The organism is Streptomyces sp. NPDC087263 (genome assembly GCF_044744645.1).
Classification (GTDB): Bacteria; Actinomycetota; Actinomycetes; order Streptomycetales; family Streptomycetaceae; genus Streptomyces.
On the sequence record NZ_JBIUYT010000003.1, the window covers coordinates 461,452 to 479,073 of the forward strand.

Annotated in this window: 18 protein-coding genes; 6 read left to right on the top strand and 12 right to left on the bottom strand. The window is 69.7% G+C overall.

Annotated elements, in window-relative coordinates; all coding sequences use genetic code 11:
- The first annotated feature begins 44 nt into the window (after positions 1–44).
- A complete protein-coding gene (locus tag ACIPC1_RS11415; protein ID WP_402515628.1) occupies positions 45–839 on the top strand; it encodes an SDR family NAD(P)-dependent oxidoreductase in 795 nt (264 codons plus the stop codon).
- A gap of 26 nt (positions 840–865) precedes the next feature.
- Here the strand turns inward: ACIPC1_RS11415 and ACIPC1_RS11420 are convergent, their stop codons facing one another.
- The 10 genes from ACIPC1_RS11420 to ACIPC1_RS11465 all read right to left on the bottom strand — a co-directional run bounded on the left by ACIPC1_RS11420 (position 866) and on the right by ACIPC1_RS11465 (position 9,481).
- Positions 866–1,051 (bottom strand): hypothetical protein, encoded by a 186-nt coding sequence (locus tag ACIPC1_RS11420; protein ID WP_402515631.1) that lies wholly within the window; start codon positions 1,049–1,051, stop codon positions 866–868.
- A gap of 235 nt (positions 1,052–1,286) precedes the next feature.
- The gene (locus tag ACIPC1_RS11425) at positions 1,287–1,637 is read right to left on the bottom strand and encodes a UBP-type zinc finger domain-containing protein (protein WP_402515632.1); all 351 of its coding nucleotides are present in this window, start codon (positions 1,635–1,637) and stop codon (positions 1,287–1,289) included.
- Positions 1,634–3,121 (bottom strand): ATP-binding protein, encoded by a 1,488-nt coding sequence (locus ACIPC1_RS11430; RefSeq protein ID WP_402515633.1) that lies wholly within the window; start codon positions 3,119–3,121, stop codon positions 1,634–1,636. The genes ACIPC1_RS11425 and ACIPC1_RS11430 overlap by 4 nt, the downstream gene beginning before the upstream one ends.
- Before the next feature lie 19 nt (positions 3,122–3,140).
- Complete coding sequence (locus ACIPC1_RS11435; RefSeq protein ID WP_402515634.1) at positions 3,141–4,817, bottom strand: FAD-dependent oxidoreductase; 1,677 nt, start codon at positions 4,815–4,817, stop codon at positions 3,141–3,143.
- Positions 4,818–4,944: 127 nt separating this feature from the next.
- On the bottom strand, positions 4,945–6,195 hold the full coding sequence (locus ACIPC1_RS11440; protein WP_402515635.1) for a DUF4032 domain-containing protein: 1,251 nt from the start codon (positions 6,193–6,195) through the stop codon (positions 4,945–4,947).
- Between the two features lie 55 nt (positions 6,196–6,250).
- Positions 6,251–6,733, bottom strand: coding sequence for an amidohydrolase family protein (locus tag ACIPC1_RS11445; protein ID WP_402515636.1), 483 nt, complete (start codon positions 6,731–6,733; stop codon positions 6,251–6,253).
- Between the two features lie 66 nt (positions 6,734–6,799).
- Positions 6,800–7,597 carry an N-formylglutamate amidohydrolase gene (locus ACIPC1_RS11450; RefSeq protein WP_402515639.1) on the bottom strand — a complete coding sequence of 266 codons (798 nt, stop codon included), beginning with the start codon at positions 7,595–7,597 and terminating at the stop codon, positions 6,800–6,802.
- Between the two features lie 45 nt (positions 7,598–7,642).
- Complete coding sequence (locus ACIPC1_RS11455; RefSeq protein ID WP_384384723.1) at positions 7,643–8,095, bottom strand: cyclic nucleotide-binding domain-containing protein; 453 nt, start codon at positions 8,093–8,095, stop codon at positions 7,643–7,645.
- A gap of 214 nt (positions 8,096–8,309) precedes the next feature.
- Entirely contained in the window at positions 8,310–9,110 is an 801-nt protein-coding gene (locus ACIPC1_RS11460; RefSeq protein ID WP_402515641.1) for a VOC family protein, read from the bottom strand.
- A 155-nt stretch (positions 9,111–9,265) separates the two neighbouring features.
- Positions 9,266–9,481 carry a DUF4177 domain-containing protein gene (locus ACIPC1_RS11465; protein ID WP_384384718.1) on the bottom strand — a complete coding sequence of 72 codons (216 nt, stop codon included), beginning with the start codon at positions 9,479–9,481 and terminating at the stop codon, positions 9,266–9,268.
- Between the two features lie 218 nt (positions 9,482–9,699).
- Here ACIPC1_RS11465 and ACIPC1_RS11470 point away from each other — a divergent pair, with 218 nt between their 5' ends.
- The 3 genes from ACIPC1_RS11470 to ACIPC1_RS11480 all read left to right on the top strand — a co-directional run bounded on the left by ACIPC1_RS11470 (position 9,700) and on the right by ACIPC1_RS11480 (position 12,282).
- Positions 9,700–10,356 carry a DUF6629 family protein gene (locus ACIPC1_RS11470; protein WP_402515642.1) on the top strand — a complete coding sequence of 219 codons (657 nt, stop codon included), beginning with the start codon at positions 9,700–9,702 and terminating at the stop codon, positions 10,354–10,356.
- A 274-nt stretch (positions 10,357–10,630) separates the two neighbouring features.
- Positions 10,631–11,302 carry a GntR family transcriptional regulator gene (locus ACIPC1_RS11475; RefSeq protein WP_402515643.1) on the top strand — a complete coding sequence of 224 codons (672 nt, stop codon included), beginning with the start codon at positions 10,631–10,633 and terminating at the stop codon, positions 11,300–11,302.
- Positions 11,303–11,343: 41 nt separating this feature from the next.
- Complete coding sequence (locus ACIPC1_RS11480) at positions 11,344–12,282, top strand: NADP-dependent oxidoreductase (RefSeq protein WP_402515646.1); 939 nt, start codon at positions 11,344–11,346, stop codon at positions 12,280–12,282.
- 48 nt (positions 12,283–12,330) lie between these two features.
- On the opposite strand, the gene ACIPC1_RS11485 is transcribed toward ACIPC1_RS11480, so the two are convergent.
- Together ACIPC1_RS11485 and ACIPC1_RS11490 are read right to left on the bottom strand one after the other, a co-directional pair.
- Positions 12,331–12,831 carry a DUF6174 domain-containing protein gene (locus ACIPC1_RS11485; protein ID WP_402515647.1) on the bottom strand — a complete coding sequence of 167 codons (501 nt, stop codon included), beginning with the start codon at positions 12,829–12,831 and terminating at the stop codon, positions 12,331–12,333.
- A gap of 296 nt (positions 12,832–13,127) precedes the next feature.
- Positions 13,128–15,029 (bottom strand): AMP-dependent synthetase/ligase, encoded by a 1,902-nt coding sequence (locus ACIPC1_RS11490; RefSeq protein WP_402515648.1) that lies wholly within the window; start codon positions 15,027–15,029, stop codon positions 13,128–13,130.
- 378 nt (positions 15,030–15,407) lie between these two features.
- On the opposite strand from ACIPC1_RS11490, the gene sthA reads away from it, so the two are divergent.
- Together sthA and ACIPC1_RS11500 are read left to right on the top strand one after the other, a co-directional pair.
- A complete protein-coding gene (sthA, locus tag ACIPC1_RS11495) occupies positions 15,408–16,811 on the top strand; it encodes a Si-specific NAD(P)(+) transhydrogenase (RefSeq protein WP_402515651.1) in 1,404 nt (467 codons plus the stop codon).
- A gap of 49 nt (positions 16,812–16,860) precedes the next feature.
- Positions 16,861–17,616, top strand: a complete 756-nt coding sequence (locus ACIPC1_RS11500) for an SDR family NAD(P)-dependent oxidoreductase (protein WP_402515652.1) — start codon at positions 16,861–16,863, stop codon at positions 17,614–17,616.
- Positions 17,617–17,622 lie beyond the last annotated feature (6 nt).

Consider the following 17,622-nt stretch of genomic DNA (forward strand, 5'->3'; position numbering starts at 1 on the left):
GGAGGACTTGCCCCGGCCCGCCGACACGGCAGTGGAGTGTGCTGATGCAGCTGAACCTCGAAGGACGGACCGCGCTGGTCACCGGCTCGACGCAGGGCATCGGGGCGGCGATCGCTGTGGGCCTGGCGCGGGCCGGTGCCCGGGTAGGTGTCAGTGGCCGGGACGAAAGCCGGGTGGGGGAGGCTGTCGCGCGGTTCGCGAAGGAGGCCCCGCAGGCGCGCTTCGTCCCCGTGGCCGCCGACCTCGGCACCGCGGACGGAGCGGACAGGGCCCTGGAGGTGCTGCCGGACGTGGACATCCTGGTCAACAACCTGGGGATCTTCGGCGCCCAGCCCGCGCTGGAGATCACCGATGACGAGTGGCGCCGCTACTTCGAGGTGAACGTCCTCGCGGCCGTCCGCCTCACCCGCGCCTACCTGCCCGCGATGATGGACCGGGGCCGGGGACGCGTCCAGTACATCGCCAGCGACTCCGCGGTGGTGATCCCCGCCGAGATGATCCACTACGGCATGTCCAAGACCGCGCTGCTGGCCGTGAGCCGCGGATTCGCGAAGGAGGCCGCTGGGACGGGCGTCACGGTCAACTCCGTCATCGCGGGACCCACGCACACCGGTGGTGTGGAGGACTTCGTCTACGAGCTCGTGGACCGTTCCCTGCCCTGGGACGAGGCGCAGCGTGCCTTCATGCGGAAGTACCGCCCGCAGTCCCTCCTACAGCGGCTGATCGAGCCCGAGGAGATCGCGAACATGGTCGTCTATCTGAGCTCGGACCAGGCTTCGGCGACGACCGGGGGCGCTCTGCGGGTGGACGGCGGCTACGTCGACTCGATCCTTCCCTGAGGCCCCTCCCCGGGCGACCGGGTTGGTCAGTCCGGGCCCATGCCGTCGATGCCATGGGGTCGCTCGCCGGGTTCGTGCGAGACCTCGGGCGGGAGGAAGGCCCCTGTGTCACGTAGTTCCCGCACGATGTCGACGAGCGCGGCGACGGCGGGGTCGGCGGTGTCGCGGCGCCGGACGAGGCGATGGTCGGCGTAGGGGCTCGGGTCGGTCAAGGGGCGGTGGACGACTCCGGCGCAGGGCCTGGCCGCGGCCGCGCCGGCGAGGGTGAGGCCGATGGCCGAGCCGCTGAGGACCAGGGGGAGGAGAGGAGCCGGTCCAGTCGGACGACGCGAGTTGCCCGACCGGCGCGGAGTTCGTCGACGGCGGCGGCCATCTCCTCGGGCCCGTCCCCTCCGCGAAGGTGTGACGTCGCGGACCGCGACACCGCGGTCGGGTCCCATCCGCCCGTCAGCCCAGTACGTTCATCCAGTTCGCCGGAACACGCCCCGCGGGCCCCGGTGTGGGCTGGTCCGTGGGATGGCTCTGCGGGGGAGCGAGGTCGGGACCCGACTCGTACATCTCGGAGGATTCGTAGTTCCAGAACCACTCCTCACCGGGCTCGAAGCTCCGGACGATGGGATGGCCGGAGGTCTTCGCGTGCTCGGTCGCGTGCTTGGCGGGCGAGCTGTCGCAACAGCCGATGTGCCCGCACTGGGCGCAGCGCCGCAGGTGGACCCACCATCCGTCGACGGCGTCGCAGTCGCCGCATCCGCTACCGCTCGGCGGGACGCTCGGGTCGATTCCGGCGGGCACGGTCATGACGGCTCCTCGGGTGTGTTGGCGTCCACTGACGTGTCGGGGTCCACCTGCGCGTCGGTGTCCACGGCGTTCAGCGGAAGACGTACCTGGAAACGTGTGTCACCGGGGACGGAGTCCACATGGAGGCTTCCGTGGTGCTTGTTGACGACGATCCGCCAGGAGATGTCCAGGCCGAGGCCTGTGCCCTCGCCCACCGGCTTGGTCGTGAAGAACGGGTCGAAGATGCGGTCGCGGATCTCCGCGGGCACCCCGGGCCCGGTGTCGCGGAACTCGACGAGCAGTTGGTCGCCGTCGAGTGAAGTACGTACGGTGAGTTCGCCCTCGCCGGCCATCGCCGAGACGGCGTTGTCGATGAGGTTTGTCCACACCTGGTTCAGCTCGCTCGGATAGGCGGGGATGTTCGGCAGCGTCCGGTCGTACTCCTTGACGACCCTGATGGCGGAGCCGATCTTCCCGGAGAGCATCATCAGGGTGCTGTCCAGCAGTTCGTGCACATCGGCGACCTGGTAGGGCGCCCGGTCGATCTGCGAGTACTGCTTCGCCGCGTCGACGAGGTGGGTGATCCGGGTCGTGGAGTCCTGGATCTCGTTCATGAGGAGCTCGGTCTCCACGGTGTAGTTGAGCCACCGGATCGCGCCCTCGAGGGTGTGCTCGTCCACGGCCGCGGCGACCTGGTCGAGCCAGTCGGTGTCCAGACCCGCCTGCACGAAGGTCGGCGCGAGCTGCCAGCCGCCGGCGATGTCGTGGTCGTCGAACCAGTCGGCGAGAGCGTCCTCCCGGTCCGAGGCTTCCAGCGGGCTGAGCGGGGTGGCCTTGGCGACCTGGTCGGCGGTGCGCTCCTGGAGCTGGACGAGCGCTTCGAGCGTGTCGCGCTTGTAGGGTCCCGCCGCGATCACACCGAGCTTGTGCCGCATCCCGGCGACCCGGTCCCGTAGCGCGGAAGTGGCCCGGACCGCCGCCGCGGCGGGATTGTTGAGCTCGTGCGTCAGCCCGGCGGACAGTGAGCCGAGCGCCTGTAGCCGCTCGCGCTGGCTGATGGTCCGCTGGGTGTTCTGGCTGCCGAAGAACATGCCCTCCAGCAGATGGACGGCCATCGGGAACCAGTCCCGCAGGACCGCGGCGAACACCTCGGCGGGCAGGATGAAGAACCGCGAGGGCTCGGTGACCCGCAGGGAACCCCGGTAGCTCTTCTCGTCCGGACCGCCGCCCAGGTAGGCCTGCATGGCCCCCGCGTACACCCCGACCTGCGAGCTGCGGTTGGTCTCCACGTCGTCGCCGCCGACCCGGCGCGACATCACGAGACTGCCTTCGAGGAGGACGAAGAAGCAGGTGGCTGGTTCGCCCTCGCGGTACACATAGCCGGGCTCGAACAACTCCACACGGCCCTCACGGCACAGCCGGTCGAGCTGGCCGGCGTCGAGCTTCTCGAACAGGAACAGCTTCGAGAGCTCCTCGATACTGCACGGCATCGGCTGTCCGCTCACGACTGCTCCAGATATCCGCTCATGACTGCTCCAGATAACGGTGTACGAGCATCACGGCCATGGCTCCTTCTCCGACGGCGGACGCGACCCGCTTCGCGGACTCGGCACGCGCGTCCCCGGCCACGAACACGCCGGGCACATTGGTCTCCAGGTGGTACGGCGGCCGGTCCAGCTCCCAGTCTGCGGGCGGCTGCCCGTCCAGGGTCATGTCCGGCCCGGCCATGATGAATCCGCGCGTGTCCCTGAGCACGGTCCCCTCGAGCCAGTCGGTGAGCGGGGCCGCCCCGATGAACACGAAGATCCACTGCGCGTCGACGAGTTCGGTGTGCCCGCTCTCCACATCCCGCAGCGTCAGCTGTTCCAGGTGGTCGGAGCCGTGCGCGGCCTCCACGACCGTGCCGGGGCGCACGCTGATGTTGGGCGCGTCCGCGATCTGCTGGATCAGATAGGCCGACATCGAGGCGGACAGGGACGAGCCGCGGATGAGGATGGTGACGGACTTGGCGCCGCGCGCCAGGAACATGGCGGCCTGCCCGGCCGAGTTGGCCCCGCCCACGATGTACACGTCATGGCCCTGGCAGGCTGCCGCCTCGGTGAGCGCGGACCCGTAGAAGACCCCGCAGCCGGTCAGATCCGCCAGCCCGGGCGCCTCCAACTGCCGGTACGACACTCCCGTCGCCAGGATCACGGAGTGCGCGGTGATCGCCGAACCGTCCGAGAAACGGATCGTGCGCGATGCCCCGGTGACGTCAAGGCCGATCACCTCGCGCGCGGTCAGGATCTCGGCGCCGAACCTCGTCGCCTGCCGCCGTGCGCGGTCGGTGAGCTGTGCCCCGGACACCCCGTCGGGGAAGCCGAGGTAGTTCTCGATCCGCGAGCTCTGCCCCGCCTGGCCCCCGGTCGCCGACCGTTCCACCAGTACGGTCCGCAAGCCCTCGGACGCGCCGTACACGGCCGCTCCGAGCCCGGCGGGCCCGCCGCCGATGACGACGAGATCGTAGAAGTCCTCGGTCGGCGTCGTGGCCAGCCCCACCAGGGCCGCCAGATCGGGGTCCTCGGGCTCCACCAGCGACGTACCGTCCGGTGTGATCACCAGCGGCAGCCGCTCCCCGTCCTGCCCGGCGGCGGCCAGCAGCCGTACACCCTCCGGTGTGTCGGACGAGTACCAGCGGTAGGGCACCTGATTGCGGGCCAGAAACTCCCGGACGCCCGACGAGCGCGCCGACCACCGGTGCCCGACCACCTTGCAGACCCCCACGGGCCGGTAGTCGCTCGCCCGCCACGCGTCCAGAAGATCGTCCACGACCGGGTAGAGCTTCTCCTCGGGCGGATCCCACGGCTTGAGCAGGTAGTGATCGAGGTCGATCACGTTGATCGCGTCGATCGCCGCGTTCGTGTCCGCGTAGGCGGTCAGCAGCACGCGCCGCGCGCCCGGATAGACGTCGATCGCCTGCTCCAGGAACTCGATGCCGTTCATCTGCGGCATCCGGTAGTCGGCCAGGATCACCGCCACCTGGTCGCCGCGGAGCTTCAGCTCCCGCAGTGCCTCCAGGGCTGCCTCCCCGGACTCGGCGCGCACGATGCGGTGCGCCTCGCCGTAGCGGCGCCGCAGGTCGCGGGCCACGGCGCGCGACACCCCGGGATCGTCATCGACGGTCAGAATGACGGTCCGCGCTGGACTGGCGGCCTGTGCCATATGTCTCCCACCCCGAGCAGGTCAGTGTCGTCCCGGCCGGGCCGTACGCATGCCTTCGCGGGCCGCTCGGCCGGTACACCCCCTAATCGTATGTACGATCGGTCCCCTTTGCTCTGCAACCGGGTTCTCAGGCGGGCGGCACAGGGGTGTCCGCCCGCGGCGGCAGGGTCTCCCGGACCTTGGGGAGGATGTTCGTGACGTAGTCGTCCACGACCGTGTCGAGATCGATGTCGTGCTGAGCGTGCTCGGACAGGTACCAGCGGTGTTCGAGGAGCTCGTGGTACAGCTCGGCCGGGTCCATCGAGCCGCGCAGATCCAGCGGCACGGCCCGGACCGTCGGACGGAACACGTCCCGCACCCAGCGGTGGGCGAGGACCTCCGGGCGGGCGGCGAGCGGGTCGCCCGGTGCGTAGTCGTCCTGGGTGGCCATCCAGCTCTCCAGGTCGTTCAGCAGCCGGCGCGCCTGGTTCTCCTCGGTGTCGAGGCCCGTCAGGCGCAGCAGCTGGCGCTGGTGGTGGCCCGCGTCGACGACCTTGGGGACGAAGGTGACGGTGTCACCGTTCGAGGAGTGCGCTATCTGCATCTCGGCGACGTCGAAACCGAGGTCGTTCAGGCGCCGTATGCGGCGGTCGATGTAGTGGTGCTTGCCCGCCGGGTACACCGACGTGCGGGTCAGTTCGTCCCACAGCCTCTGGTAGCGCGCGCAGATCTCGGTGCCGAACTCGATCGGGTCCACCGAGGGGTGCAGGGCTCCGGCCGCCTCCAGGTCCAGCAGCTCGCCGCTGATGTTGACCCGGGCGAGGTCGAGGTCGTACTCCCGCTGTCCGTTGCTGAGCTGGGGGTGCAGATCGCCGGTCTCGGCGTCCACCAGGTAGGCCGCGTACTCCCCGGCGTCCCGGCGGAACAGGGTGTTGGACAGCGAGCAGTCGCCCCAGGCGAACCCCGCCAGATGCAGTCGCACCAGAAGCACCGCAAGCGCGTCCATCAGCCGGTGCATGGTGGCGGGCCGCATCGTCGTCTCGAACATCGACCGGTACGGCATCGAGCCGCCCAGATGCCGGGTGATCAGCACGGGTTCCAGGGGCGCGGCCTGGGCGTCCGTGCGCCCGGTGACCACGGCGAGCGGGTCCACCGCCGGGATGCCGAGCCGGTCCAGACTGCGCAGCAGCTCGTACTCGCGCACCGCGGGCCGCTCGGCGAGTTCCTTGACGGCCACGACCTCGGTCCCGGCGCGCGCGTAGCGCACCACGTGCCGTGAGATGCCGCGCGGCAGTGGGACCAGATAGTGCTCGGGCCACTCCTCCAGGGGCAGCTGCCAGGGCAGTTCGAGCAGGAGCGCGGGGTGCTCCGGATTGGTGGCGCTGATCTGCAAAGCCATCGACGGGCTGCCTCACCTCAGGGACCTCAGGGTTGAACGCGTCCGGCTCCAGCATCTACGAATGATCGTCGAGGCGGAAGACGGAGCGGGCGTCGGCCGACAGGAACAGTACGGTCACCTCCTCGTCGAGGTGCAGGTCAGGCAGGTGCTCCAGGGTCTGACCGGGGGTGATCATCGGGTAGTTGCTGCCGACGAGGACCTTGCGCCGCCCCCGGCCCCGCAGGTACTCCACCAGCTTGGGCGGGTAGCGGCGGGCCGTGTAGGCGCTGGTGTCGATGTGTACACCTGCGTGTTTGTCGGCCACCGCGATCATCTCCGTGGGCCATGGGTAGCCGATGTGCCCACAGACGATGGTCAGTTCGGGGAAGTCGAGCGCGCCGCTCATCAGTAACGACGTCGCACGATTCGTCGACCGGTCCGAGGGACGGCTGCGCGGGGTCGCGAGCCCCTGGCCCGTCCAGCGGCGCAGTGACGCGAACATCTCGTGGTTGGAGCGACGGAGTGTGGGGTGCTGCCTCCACGCGTCGACGACCGGCATGATCCCGTGCCCTCCCTGAGCCGGCGGCTAAGCGATTGCTTACACCGACCCTGGTGCGCCGGACGGTCACCTCGATACGGCGTCGACGAGCGTGGTCAGCGCCGACACCACGCGGGTGAGCCCCGGACCCACGGGACCTCCGGGCTCACTCATGTACGTGTCCCGCCGGATCTCCACCATCAGGGCCGTGACCTTCGGCTCCCGCTCGTAGAACCGCAGCGGCACGTACGTACCGGAGAACGGGCTGTCGATCCCCACACCCCCGACGCCCGCAAACGCCTTCTCGGCGAGCGTGAGCAGTTCGGGCGGCGTGTGGAACTCGTCGGTGCCCAGACAGACCGGCGGCCGGGGACCGTCACCGTGCAGCTCGTAGGGCAGCCGGGCCGTCGGATACGAGTGGACGTCGATGATCACGGCTTGCCCGGTGGCGGCCAGCCGCTCCGCCACCGCGTCCGTCATCGCCCGTGCGTACGGGTGGAAGTAACGGTCGATCAGCGTGTGCGGGTCGGCGCCGGCGGGCCGCAGCGGCGCCCGGTGCGTGGTGCGCGTGTAGACCGCGCCCATGCCGACGGCCAGCATCTCCTCCCGTTCGTCGGGGAAACGCTCGGGGTCGATCACCAGCCGGGACAACCGGTTGACGAACCGCCACGGCGCGACATCGGCGGCCGCCGCGACCGCCGCGGCCAGTTCCGCGGTGTGCGCGTCGGTGATGTGGTCCAACTCGCGCTCCAGCGCCGCGTCGTCGAGCACGATGCCGTCGCGTACCGGCGCCGGGATCTCCCGTGCGGAGTGCGGCACATGAAGGATCACCGGGGAGTCGGCGGCGCCGGGGATGAGGTCGAAGGAGTCCGGGGTCTCGTTCATATGAGATTCCTACACGGTGTCCCTCCCGCACGGTGGCGTGTCACCTCACCTGCCACCGCCGTGGCGCGCGTAGTGCTCGATCAGCGCAACCCGGGTCGTTTCGAGCCGGTGGGCGAGGATGGCGGCGATCGTTCGTGTCAGGGACAGCTCCAGCGTCGCGTCGGCGTCGCAGAGGGCGCGTACCTGCCCGGCATCGAACTCATAGCCGCGTACGGGACTGAAGGCCTCGGCGCCGAAGTCCCACCGGTGCGGCGGGAACAGCCAGGACCAGCCGAGCAGATCGCCGGGCCCCAGCGTCGCGACGGAGATGCGCCTGTCCGCGACGACCCGCTGGTACAGGGAGACCGTCCCCGAGCGCACCACCCAGAACCGGTCGGCAGTGCCGCCTGCCTCGAAGATCCTTCCGTCCGCCGGGAAGGAGACCTCGCGCGCCAGGCTCATCAACCGCTCGCGATGGTCGGGGGAGAGGGCGGGTAGGAGCCGGAGAGCAGTGGGCATCGCGGACCTCCATCGCGCCGCCGAGGGGGCCGCGGGGGTCCGGCGGCGCCTGTCGTACCGGTTGAATCCCGTCACCCTCTATTGGAGCCTGATCCGGGGCTGCCGTCGCGTCGTGGGCGAGGAGACTTTGTGCGGACGCGCCACGCCCCCTGCGGGGTGGCGGCACCCCGGTCCCCGGGACGCCCCACGCACTCCCGGCACGGACATCCCCCGGCTACAGGACGGCCCTCGATGTCACCGTGAAGCGCGCTCCGTCGGGATCGGCGAGGACCGCCTCCATCGAGCCGACCCCTTGCTGATGGGCGGTGCCGCCATGCGCTCGCGCGGCCCGGGCACAGGCCTCCACGTCGGAGACGGCGAAGTGGACCTGCCAGTGCGGCCTGAGCGTGGGGTCGGGCGCCGATCCCAGCGCGCCCGAGTAGATACGGGCGATGACGTCGCCCTGGCTGCGCAGCACGACCTCGTTCTCCTCGTAGTGGACCTCGCAGCCTCCGGAGGTCGAGGAACCCCAGCCCAGGACCTCTCCGTAGAAGATGGCCGCGTCGAAGGCGTCGCGCGTGTGCAGCCGTACGAAGGCGGGTGCCGCGCGGCGCCAGGTCTTCCAGCCGGCCACGAGCTCACCCTCCCAGATGCCGAAGACCGCGCCGTCCCGGTCGGCCAGCAGCGCCGCCCGCCCCGGCGGGAACGAGATCGGCCCCACCGCGGTGGTACCGCCGCGCTCATGGCTCCGGGCCACCGTCTCGTCCGCGCTGGACACCGCGAAGTACGGGATCCACGCCACGGCCGTCCGCCAGAGCGAGGTCACCCCGGCGACCCCGGCGACCGGCACCCCGTCGAGCACGGCGATCCTGTACTGGTCGTCCAGCCTGCTCGGCTGCCACTTCCAGCCCAGTACGGCGTGGTAGAAGCTCTCCGCGACCGGCAGGCCGCGCGTGGTCAGACTGACCCAGCACGGCGCGCCGAACACCGAGTGACTGGAGACGACCTCTCCGGGCAGTGTGCTGTCGCTCTTCATCGCCGTACCGTCCTGACGTCACCGGCCGGTATCCGCCCAGCGGTCGTAGGCCTCCCGCGCCGGAAGGCCTACGACGGCATCAGTAGCGCCTGCGGATCCGCTGTCCCATCAGCACCAGCATCCCCCGGCTCGGCGTACGGCGCACCCCGCGCCGGCTACTGGCGAGGGCGCTCCAGCGTCAGGAGCAGTCCCTCCACGGCGCCGGGGCCTATCCGGCCCTTGACGTCGGCGGACGTGATCGCCTTGAGCGCCCATCCGTCCTCGGCGTGCTTGTTCAGAACCTTCTCCAGCTTGCCGCTGTCCAAGGCGTCGCCGATCAGCGATTCCCGGAAGGTGACGACCTTGTACTCGTATGTATAGGGGGTGCTCATGGCTACGGTGCTCTCCTGCGCTTCGATTGGTGTGGCCGGGGCCCAGCCAATCACTGTTCGCGGCCGGAACACAGCGGCGAGCCTTCCCGCACGGAGTACCGGGCGCGAGGAACGAAACCCCGGGGGGCTGTCGTGTCACCGACACCCATCTGATCATGGCGCCGTAGCTTGTGCGCTGTAAGGGCGGATTCCTACGACGGCGGACCAACGGTGACGCAATGTGTTGGAGTGCGACGGCCGATCTGGTAGCCGGTACCTGTATCGCCGCGGTCGGCGTGGCCTGTGTGTCACGCGTGCGCAGGCCCGGCGATCTCCCACTGGCCGCACTGCCGCTGCTCCTGGGGGCGCATCAGATCATCGAGTCCAAGGTGTGGGACGCGGGCGGGGGAACGGGCCCCGCCACCGTCGCCTGGGCCGTCATCGCCCTTCCGCTGCTGGCGGTGTGGGTACCGGTGGCTGTGCTGTGCGCCGCGCCTCGACACGCCAGCAGCCGTCTGCTGATCCCGCTCGCCGTGGGCCTGGTGACCGCCGCCATGTTCGCGTACGCGCTCGCCGTCCGTCCGGTCAGGGCCGAGATCCGCGGCCACACCGTCGGCTACTTCGTCGATCTGTCCCACGCGGAGCTGCTCATCGCCGGGTACCTCCTCGCCACCGTCGGATCCCTGCTGCTCTCCGGCGACCGCGGACTGACCCTTTTCGGTGTCATGGTCGCCGTGGGCGCGCTGATCTGCTGGGCGGTGTGGCAGATGGAGTTCGTCTCGACCTGGTGCGCGTTCGCGGCGGTGTGGTCGGTGGTTCTGTTCGGGTGGGTGCGCGGGCGTCCTCCCCAAAGAGACCGGCGGGCCTACGGCATGGCACGCGACAGCCACAGCTAGGTCCTGTCGTCACATTCCTGTCGTCACATTCCCGTCGTTTCGCCCGGAGGGCGGCCTCGCGGCGTCAGGTGCGTGCGCCCGGTGCGGCGAGAGGGCGTGCATGGCGTCGCGAGGCAGACGGGAATCTGACGACACGGCAAATCCACGCGGCAGGGCGCCCGGGGAGTGAGGGATCCGCCGACGTGACGGTCGAGCTCACTCACTGTCGGGGGTGTCGTAACTGCGGTTGCGGCCCACTAGATTGAGGAGACGAGAGACGCCAACGGAGGCCGGGATGCTGTTCGACGGGCTGCCGCACGAGTCAGTACCCAAGGTGGAGCGCCCGGTACCGGTGCGCGAGCAGGTGTACGAGGCGCTGCGGGAGCTGATCGGTTCACAGTCGCTGCGCCCTGGCCAGCACCTGGTGGAGAGCGAGCTCGCGGGCCATCTCGGGGTCTCCCGGCAACCCGTACGAGAGGCGCTGCACCGGCTGAACTCCGAAGGGTGGGTGGACCTTCGCCCGGCCCAGGGTGCCTTCGTCCACGAGCCGACCGGGGACGAGACCGATCAGCTCTTCGATGTCCGCGTCGTGCTGGAGACCGAGGCGGCGCGACTGGCCGCGGTCGGCTCCTCGGGCGGGGGACTTGAGCGGCTGGACGAGCTCTGCGCGACGGGCGAGGCCGCGGTCAACGCCAACGACGTGGAGACGGCGGTGATCGCCAACGCCACCCTCCACGCCTGTGTCGCGGAACTGGCCGGGAACGCGGTGCTCGCGGAGCTGGCTGCCCATGTCGAGCAAAGGGTCCGCCGGTACTACACACCGATCGTCCATGAGGCCTGGGCGGAGCATCGCGAGCTGATCGCGGCCATCGCCGCCCGCGACGAGGTACGCGCCCAGCAGGTCATGCGTGCCCACACCGTGGACGCCAGGACGCGCTTCCCCCCAAGGACCGGGCAGTTGACGTAGCTGATGGTGTGCGTGGGGTGCCCTGCTGACGAGGAGTTCTGATGTCCGACCGTATGCATGCCATCGTTCAGTCCGCGTTCGGCGGTCCCGAGACGCTCGTCCACAAAGAGACCGATGTGCCGGAACCCGGCCCGGGGGAGGTGCTGTTGCGGGTCGCCGGTGCCGGAGTCAACCCGGGTGACACGGTTCTCCGGTCCGGACGTGTGCCGGGGCTTGTCACCCTGCCGTGGACGCCGGGCAACGACGTGGCCGGCGTCGTCGAGCGGGTGGGCGAGGGCGTGACACGTTTCGTGCCGGGCGACGAGGTGTACGGCCTGCTGCCGGTCTCGCGGCGCGGCTCGTACGCCGAGTACACCGCCGTACCGGCCGCCGTGCTGGCTCCCAGGCCGAAGAATCTCGATCTGGTGCACGCCGGCGCCGTGCCCCTGGTCGCGTTCACCGCCTGGCAGGCGCTGGCCGTGCTGGCCCGGGTCCGGCCCGGCGACCGGGTACTGATCCATGCGGCGGCAGGCGGCGTCGGCCATGTCGCGGTGCAGCTCGCCAAGGAACTCGGCGCGCACGTCATCGGCACCGCCCGCGCGGCCAACCACGAGTTCCTGCGCGGTATGGGCGCCGACGAACTGATCGACTACACCGCCACCGACTTCCGGACCGCCGTGGCCCCGGTGGACACGGTGGTGGACCTGGTCGGTGGGTCCTACGGGCCGCTCTCCCTGGATGTCCTGCGGCCCGGCGGTCTGCTCATCGGCGCGTCGATCGACCCGGGAACGGACGAGGCGCAGGCCGAGGCCCGTGGTCTGCGCTATGTCTGGGTCACGGCCGAGCCCTCCGGGGAGGTACTGGAGCGGGTCACCGAACGCATCGAGGCGGGTCGGCTGCGGGTCACGGTCCAGCGCACCTACCCACTGGCCGAAGCCGCCGCCGCGCACCGCGCGATCGAGGAAAGGCGCACCACCGGCAAGATCGTCCTCGTGCCGTGAACAGGGCGCGCCTGTCCAGTTCCTGACGGACGGTGCCCGGGACGCGGGTCAGCCGTCGGCCGGCTCGTAGGCGGTGATGACGTACAGGGCTTCGTCGTCGATTGTGTTGCTCTCGTGGTCGAGAAAGATCCGGACCGGGTGCCCGTCGGGTGCGTACTCCGCTTCCGCCTTGTCCGCGTTGTCACGCCGGGCGCGCTCCAGCTTCTCCAACAGCCTGCCGATGGTGGGTACTTCACCGAGTGACTGCTCCGCCACCCACCGGCCGCTCTCGTCGAGTCCCACGGCTTCTGTCACCTTGCCGTTCCGGACCGTCACCCGGAACGTCCCGATCAGACTCCGTTCCCCTTCACTCGACGTCATGGTGTAGACGTACGAGGCGGGCTCCTGCCAACGGGTTGTGCTCCGTTCCGCTGAGGGACTCGTCGCGGCCCTCCCACCGGATCCGGAGGACGTCGAGGCCTCGGATCCGCAAGCGGCGGTCACGTACAGCAGCCCCCCGATCAGCGCGGCGGCGGGCAGGTACCGTGAGATGACACGTCGGGCGGGCATGGCGGCAGTCCCTTCGAAGACGGCTACCGCTATGACGTCGGTCCGCCGGGGAACGTTCGGGTGCCGTACGGCCGCGAGTCGGCGGCGCCGGCCATGGGGATTCCCGCCGACGGTGGTGGCACCGGTACCAGGACCGGTGGTCCTGCTCACCGGAGGGATCTGGTTGCCGCGGCTCCCTCGGCGCAGAGTGTTTCCATGAACACCACGAAGCAGCCGGAAGTCAGGAGCCGCGTGACCCCGCTGAGGTCACTTCTGGGAAGCAGGTACGTCCCACGCCGTGGCGGAGCGCGTCCTGTTCACCGGAACACGTTGTCGGAGTCGTCCCAGATCGACGACTCGCTCTGCACGTACTCCCGTGGAACGCGCGAGGACGTCTGATACATCGCCTCGATCTCGGGGGCGAACCGCTTCGCGATCGCGTCCCGGCGCAGTTTCATCGAGGGCGTCATCAGTCCGTTGGTCATGTCGAAGGCCTCCGGGAGGACGCGGAACACCCGGATCGACTCCGTACGGGACACGGTGGAGTTGGCGGCGGCGACAGCCCGTCTGACCTCCTCGCGCAGTTCGTTCTCCTCGCGGGCGTCCCGGACCGGGGTTTCGCCCTTGGCCCGGGACGACTGCCAGTGCGCGACGAACTCGGGATCCAGCGTGATCAGAGCCCCCACGCAAGGCCGGTTGTCACCCACGACCACCGCTTGATGGATCAGCGGATGCGCGCGCAGACGCTCCTCAAGGGCCGCGGGGGCCACACTCTTGCCGCCGCTCGTGATGATGATGTCCTTCTTGCGGCCGGTGATGGTCAGATAGCCCTCGTCGTCGACACTGCCGATGTCACCGGTGGCCAGCCAACCCTCCGGGAATGAGGCCTCGGTGGCCGGGGCGTCGTTGATGTACCCCTGGAATACCGAGGGGCCCCACACCAGAATCTCCCCGTCCTCGGCCACATGGATGTTCGTGCCCGGGAGAGGGCGGCCCACGGTTCCGAACTTCTCCCGTCCCACCGGATGCATGGTGATGCCGCCACTGGTCTCGGTGAGCCCGTATCCGTCGTGGATGGAGATCCCGATTCCTGCGTAGAAGAGGGCCAGTTCACGGTTGAGGGGCGAGCCGCCGGACACCCCGCCGCACACCCGTCCGCCCAGTGCGCCGCGCAGCTTTCGGTAGACCGCCTTGTCGTACAGGGCGTGCTGCAGCTTCAGGTCGTAACCAGGACCGGGCCCCGTACCCAACCGCTGGCGTTCGGCGGCCGCGGCGAAGTCCTGCGCGGTGCGGACGGCACGCTCGAACAGCGGTCCGCGCCCGGCCCGTTGGGCCGAACGCAGGAAGTTCTTGTAGATCTTCTCGAAGACGAACGGCACCGCGCACAGATAGGTGGGCCGGAAGGAGAGAAGGGCCGCCGAGAGCGCCTCGGCACGCAGATCCGGTTCGTGTGCCATCAGCATGCCGCCACGCATACAGAGGCTCTGGATCTCGAGGCCGTACACGTGGGAGAACGGAAGGAAGGCGAGCATGGAGGGCTGCTTTCCGGGAGGAGCCGCCGTGTGTCTCCAGCCGTCGATCAGCGTGTCGACGGGGCTGGCCAGGTTGCGATGGGTCAGGGCGCAGCCCTTGGGCTGTCCCGTCGTGCCGGAGGTGTAGGCGACGACCGCCGTTGAGTCGGGCAGCACGATCCGGCGCAGCGAGTCGACCGTTGCCGCCGGTATCGCACGGCCCCGCTCGGCCAGCTGTGCCAGGGCCCCGGCGTCCAACTGCCAGACATGGCGCAGGAACGGGAGCGTGGCACACGCGGAGCCGACCGTCATCACGCCCTGCTCGTTCTCGACCACCACACCGACACAGTGGGCGTCCTTGAGGATCCACTCGACCTGCTCGTGCGAGGAGGTCGGGTAGATCGGAACCACTTCGGCTCCCACCGACCACAGCGCATAGCCGAGCACGGTCCACTCGTAGCGCGTGCGCGCCATGATCGCGACCCGGTCGCCCGGGCGTATCCCCGACGTGACGAATCCCCTTGCCAGATCGACCACTTCGTCCCACAACTCGGCGGCCGTCACCGGGTTCCACGTCGAGGACGAGGGGTCGGAGCGGCGCGCGATCTGTGCGAGCTCCGGATTACGGCGAGCGGTTTCGAAGAGGCTGTCGGCGAGTCCCCCCTGCATCACCGCCGTAACGGGTGGGGGAAGTTCGGACTGGTGCATGCGCCGCTCCGGAGTTCTCCTCGACGCGGCCTCACCGAGAGACGCTGGAGCCGAGGATCCCTGAATCTAGCCCACACCGACGACGCCCGTGCGGGATTCACCGAGCAGCCCGCCGGCCGATGGATTCCGCGTGACCGGGAGGACGCCGACCGGTGACCGCTGCCCAGCTCAACCAGCCGCCCGGTGCTCACTCGACCCTGTCGACGGTGCCCGTCAAGTGCGTGCGCCGGCCGGCCCGAGGGAGCTGACGATCGCTCTCGGAACCGGCGCGGAGAAGGGGCCTGAGCAGGGCCGGACACCGGAGTTGCCCGCACGCCCGGGGAACCGTCACCCGTTCACCCTTTCGGGAGAGGGCTTCGGGCTGACACACTCCGGAGGGTGCCTGACTTCGACATGCTTGTCATCGGTTCCGGTCCGGGCGGCCAGAAGGCCGCCATCGCCGCCGCCAAACTCGGCCGCAGGGTCGCCGTCATCGACCGTCCGGACATGGTCGGCGGAGTCTCCATCCATACCGGAACCATCCCCTCCAAGACGCTGCGCGAGGCGGTCCTGTATCTCACGGGGCTGACCCAGCGCGATCTGTACGGCCAGAGTTACCGCCTCAAGGAAGACATCACCGTCGCCGACCTGACCGCGCGCACCCAGCACGTGGTCGGCCGCGAGGTCGACGTCATCCGCAGCCAGCTCTCCCGCAACCATGTCTCCCTCTTCGCGGGCACCGGCCGATTCCTGGACGACCACACCATCGGCCTCAAGGAAGTGAACGGCCACGAAAGGGAGTTGACCGCCGAGCACATCGTCATCGCCACGGGAACGCGTCCGGCCCGGCCGGCGACCGTCGAGTTCGACGAGCAGACGATCCTGGACTCCGACAACGTCCTGAACCTGGAGCGGGTGCCGCGCTCCATGGTCATCGTCGGGGCCGGTGTGATCGGCATGGAGTACGCCTCCATGTTCGCCGCCCTCGGTAGCAAGATCACGGTGGTCGAACAGCGGCCCGGGATGCTCGACTTCTGCGACGTCGAGGTGATCGAGTCACTGAAGTACCACCTGCGGGACCTCGCCGTCACCTTCCGGTTCGGGGAGACCGTCGCCGCGGTCGAGCGGCACACCCGGGGCACGCTCACCATCCTGGAGAGCGGCAAGAAGATCCCGGCGGACGCGGTGATGTACTCGGCGGGCCGGCAGGGCCTCACCGACGAACTCGACCTGGACAAGGCGGGCCTGTCCGCCGACCGGCGCGGCCGGATCACGGTCGACGAGCACTACCGCACCGAGGTGCCGCACATCTACGCCGTCGGTGATGTCATCGGCTTCCCGGCGCTGGCCGCGACCTCGATGGAGCAGGGCCGTACGGCGGCCTACCACGCCTGTGGCGAGCCGGTGAACCGGATGCACGACCTCCAGCCGATCGGCATCTACACCATTCCGGAGATCAGCTTCATCGGCCGGACCGAGGACCAACTCACCGAGGAGCGCGTGCCGTTCGAGGTCGGCATCTCCCGCTACCGGGAACTGGCCCGGGGCCAGATCATCGGCGACTCGCACGGCATGCTGAAGCTCCTGGTCTCCCCGGACGACCGCAAGCTGCTGGGGGTGCACTGCTTCGGCACCGGCGCCACCGAACTCATCCACATCGGCCAGTCCGTGATGGGCTGTGGTGGCACGGTCGACTACCTGGTCGACGCGGTGTTCAACTACCCGACGCTCGCCGAGTCCTACAAGGTGGCCGCCCTGGACGCGACCAACAAGATCCGGCAGATCGACCGGCTCAGGGACTGAACCGAGAGGCCCGGGGAGGGGCGTACAGGGGCTGGCTATGCTCTCGGCCATGCCCACAGCCATGGTGACCGGAGCGACAGCGGGAATCGGCGCGGCCTTCGCCCGGCGGCTGGCCGCGGACGGTTTCGGACTTGTCCTGCTCGCCCGGGACGCCGAACGCCTCGAACGGGCCGCGGAGGGGTACCGCGCCGCCCACGGGGTCGACGTGGAGATCCTCTCCGCTGACCTCGCGGCCGAGGAAGGACTGCTCACGGCGGAGCAACGGGCCGCTCAGGGCATCGACCTGCTGGTGAACAACGCCGGCTTCGGCCAGCGCGGCGACTTCCTCGACACCGACCTGTCCGAGGAACTCGCCATGCTCCGGGTGCACTGCGAAGCCGTACTGCGCCTCACACGTGCCGCGTTGCCCGGCATGGTCGAGTACGGGCGCGGGGGCGTCGTGAACGTCGCGTCGGTGGCGGCGTTCTTCCCCCGCGGCACGTACAGCGCCTCCAAGTCGTGGGTCGTCACCTTCAGCGAGAGCCTCCGCCAGGAGGTGAGCGGCAGCGGCGCCCACGTGATGGCCCTGTGCCCGGGCTGGGTGCGCACCGAGTTCCACGAGCGTTCCCGGATGGACACCTCGGGAATCCCCGACTCCCTGTGGCTGGACGCGGACGAACTGGTCGCCGCCGCGATCCGTGACTTCCGCCGCGGTGTCCCCGTGAGCATCCCGGACGCGCGCTACAAGGCCATCGCCGGGCTCGGCCGGCTGCTGCCCCGTCGGCTCGGCGCCCGACTGTCCGCCGGGGCGGGCAACCGCCACTGACCGGTT

Excerpts from the sequence above, each read along its gene's own strand:
- ACIPC1_RS11415 (WP_402515628.1), top strand. The coding sequence starts at position 45 with ATGCAGCTGAACCTCGAAGGACGGACCGCGCTGGTCACCGGCTCGACG.
- ACIPC1_RS11425 (WP_402515632.1), bottom strand. The coding sequence starts at position 1,637 with ATGACCGTGCCCGCCGGAATCGACCCGAGCGTCCCGCCGAGCGGTAGC.
- ACIPC1_RS11435 (WP_402515634.1), bottom strand. The coding sequence starts at position 4,817 with ATGGCACAGGCCGCCAGTCCAGCGCGGACCGTCATTCTGACCGTCGAT.
- ACIPC1_RS11440 (WP_402515635.1), bottom strand. The coding sequence starts at position 6,195 with ATGGCTTTGCAGATCAGCGCCACCAATCCGGAGCACCCCGCGCTCCTG.
- ACIPC1_RS11445 (WP_402515636.1), bottom strand. The coding sequence starts at position 6,733 with ATGCCGGTCGTCGACGCGTGGAGGCAGCACCCCACACTCCGTCGCTCC.
- ACIPC1_RS11450 (WP_402515639.1), bottom strand. The coding sequence starts at position 7,597 with ATGAACGAGACCCCGGACTCCTTCGACCTCATCCCCGGCGCCGCCGAC.
- ACIPC1_RS11455 (WP_384384723.1), bottom strand. The coding sequence starts at position 8,095 with ATGCCCACTGCTCTCCGGCTCCTACCCGCCCTCTCCCCCGACCATCGC.
- ACIPC1_RS11460 (WP_402515641.1), bottom strand. The coding sequence starts at position 9,110 with ATGAAGAGCGACAGCACACTGCCCGGAGAGGTCGTCTCCAGTCACTCG.
- ACIPC1_RS11465 (WP_384384718.1), bottom strand. The coding sequence starts at position 9,481 with ATGAGCACCCCCTATACATACGAGTACAAGGTCGTCACCTTCCGGGAA.
- ACIPC1_RS11470 (WP_402515642.1), top strand. The coding sequence starts at position 9,700 with ATGTGTTGGAGTGCGACGGCCGATCTGGTAGCCGGTACCTGTATCGCC.
- ACIPC1_RS11475 (WP_402515643.1), top strand. The coding sequence starts at position 10,631 with ATGCTGTTCGACGGGCTGCCGCACGAGTCAGTACCCAAGGTGGAGCGC.
- ACIPC1_RS11480 (WP_402515646.1), top strand. The coding sequence starts at position 11,344 with ATGTCCGACCGTATGCATGCCATCGTTCAGTCCGCGTTCGGCGGTCCC.
- ACIPC1_RS11485 (WP_402515647.1), bottom strand. The coding sequence starts at position 12,831 with ATGCCCGCCCGACGTGTCATCTCACGGTACCTGCCCGCCGCCGCGCTG.
- ACIPC1_RS11490 (WP_402515648.1), bottom strand. The coding sequence starts at position 15,029 with ATGCACCAGTCCGAACTTCCCCCACCCGTTACGGCGGTGATGCAGGGG.
- ACIPC1_RS11500 (WP_402515652.1), top strand. The coding sequence starts at position 16,861 with ATGCCCACAGCCATGGTGACCGGAGCGACAGCGGGAATCGGCGCGGCC.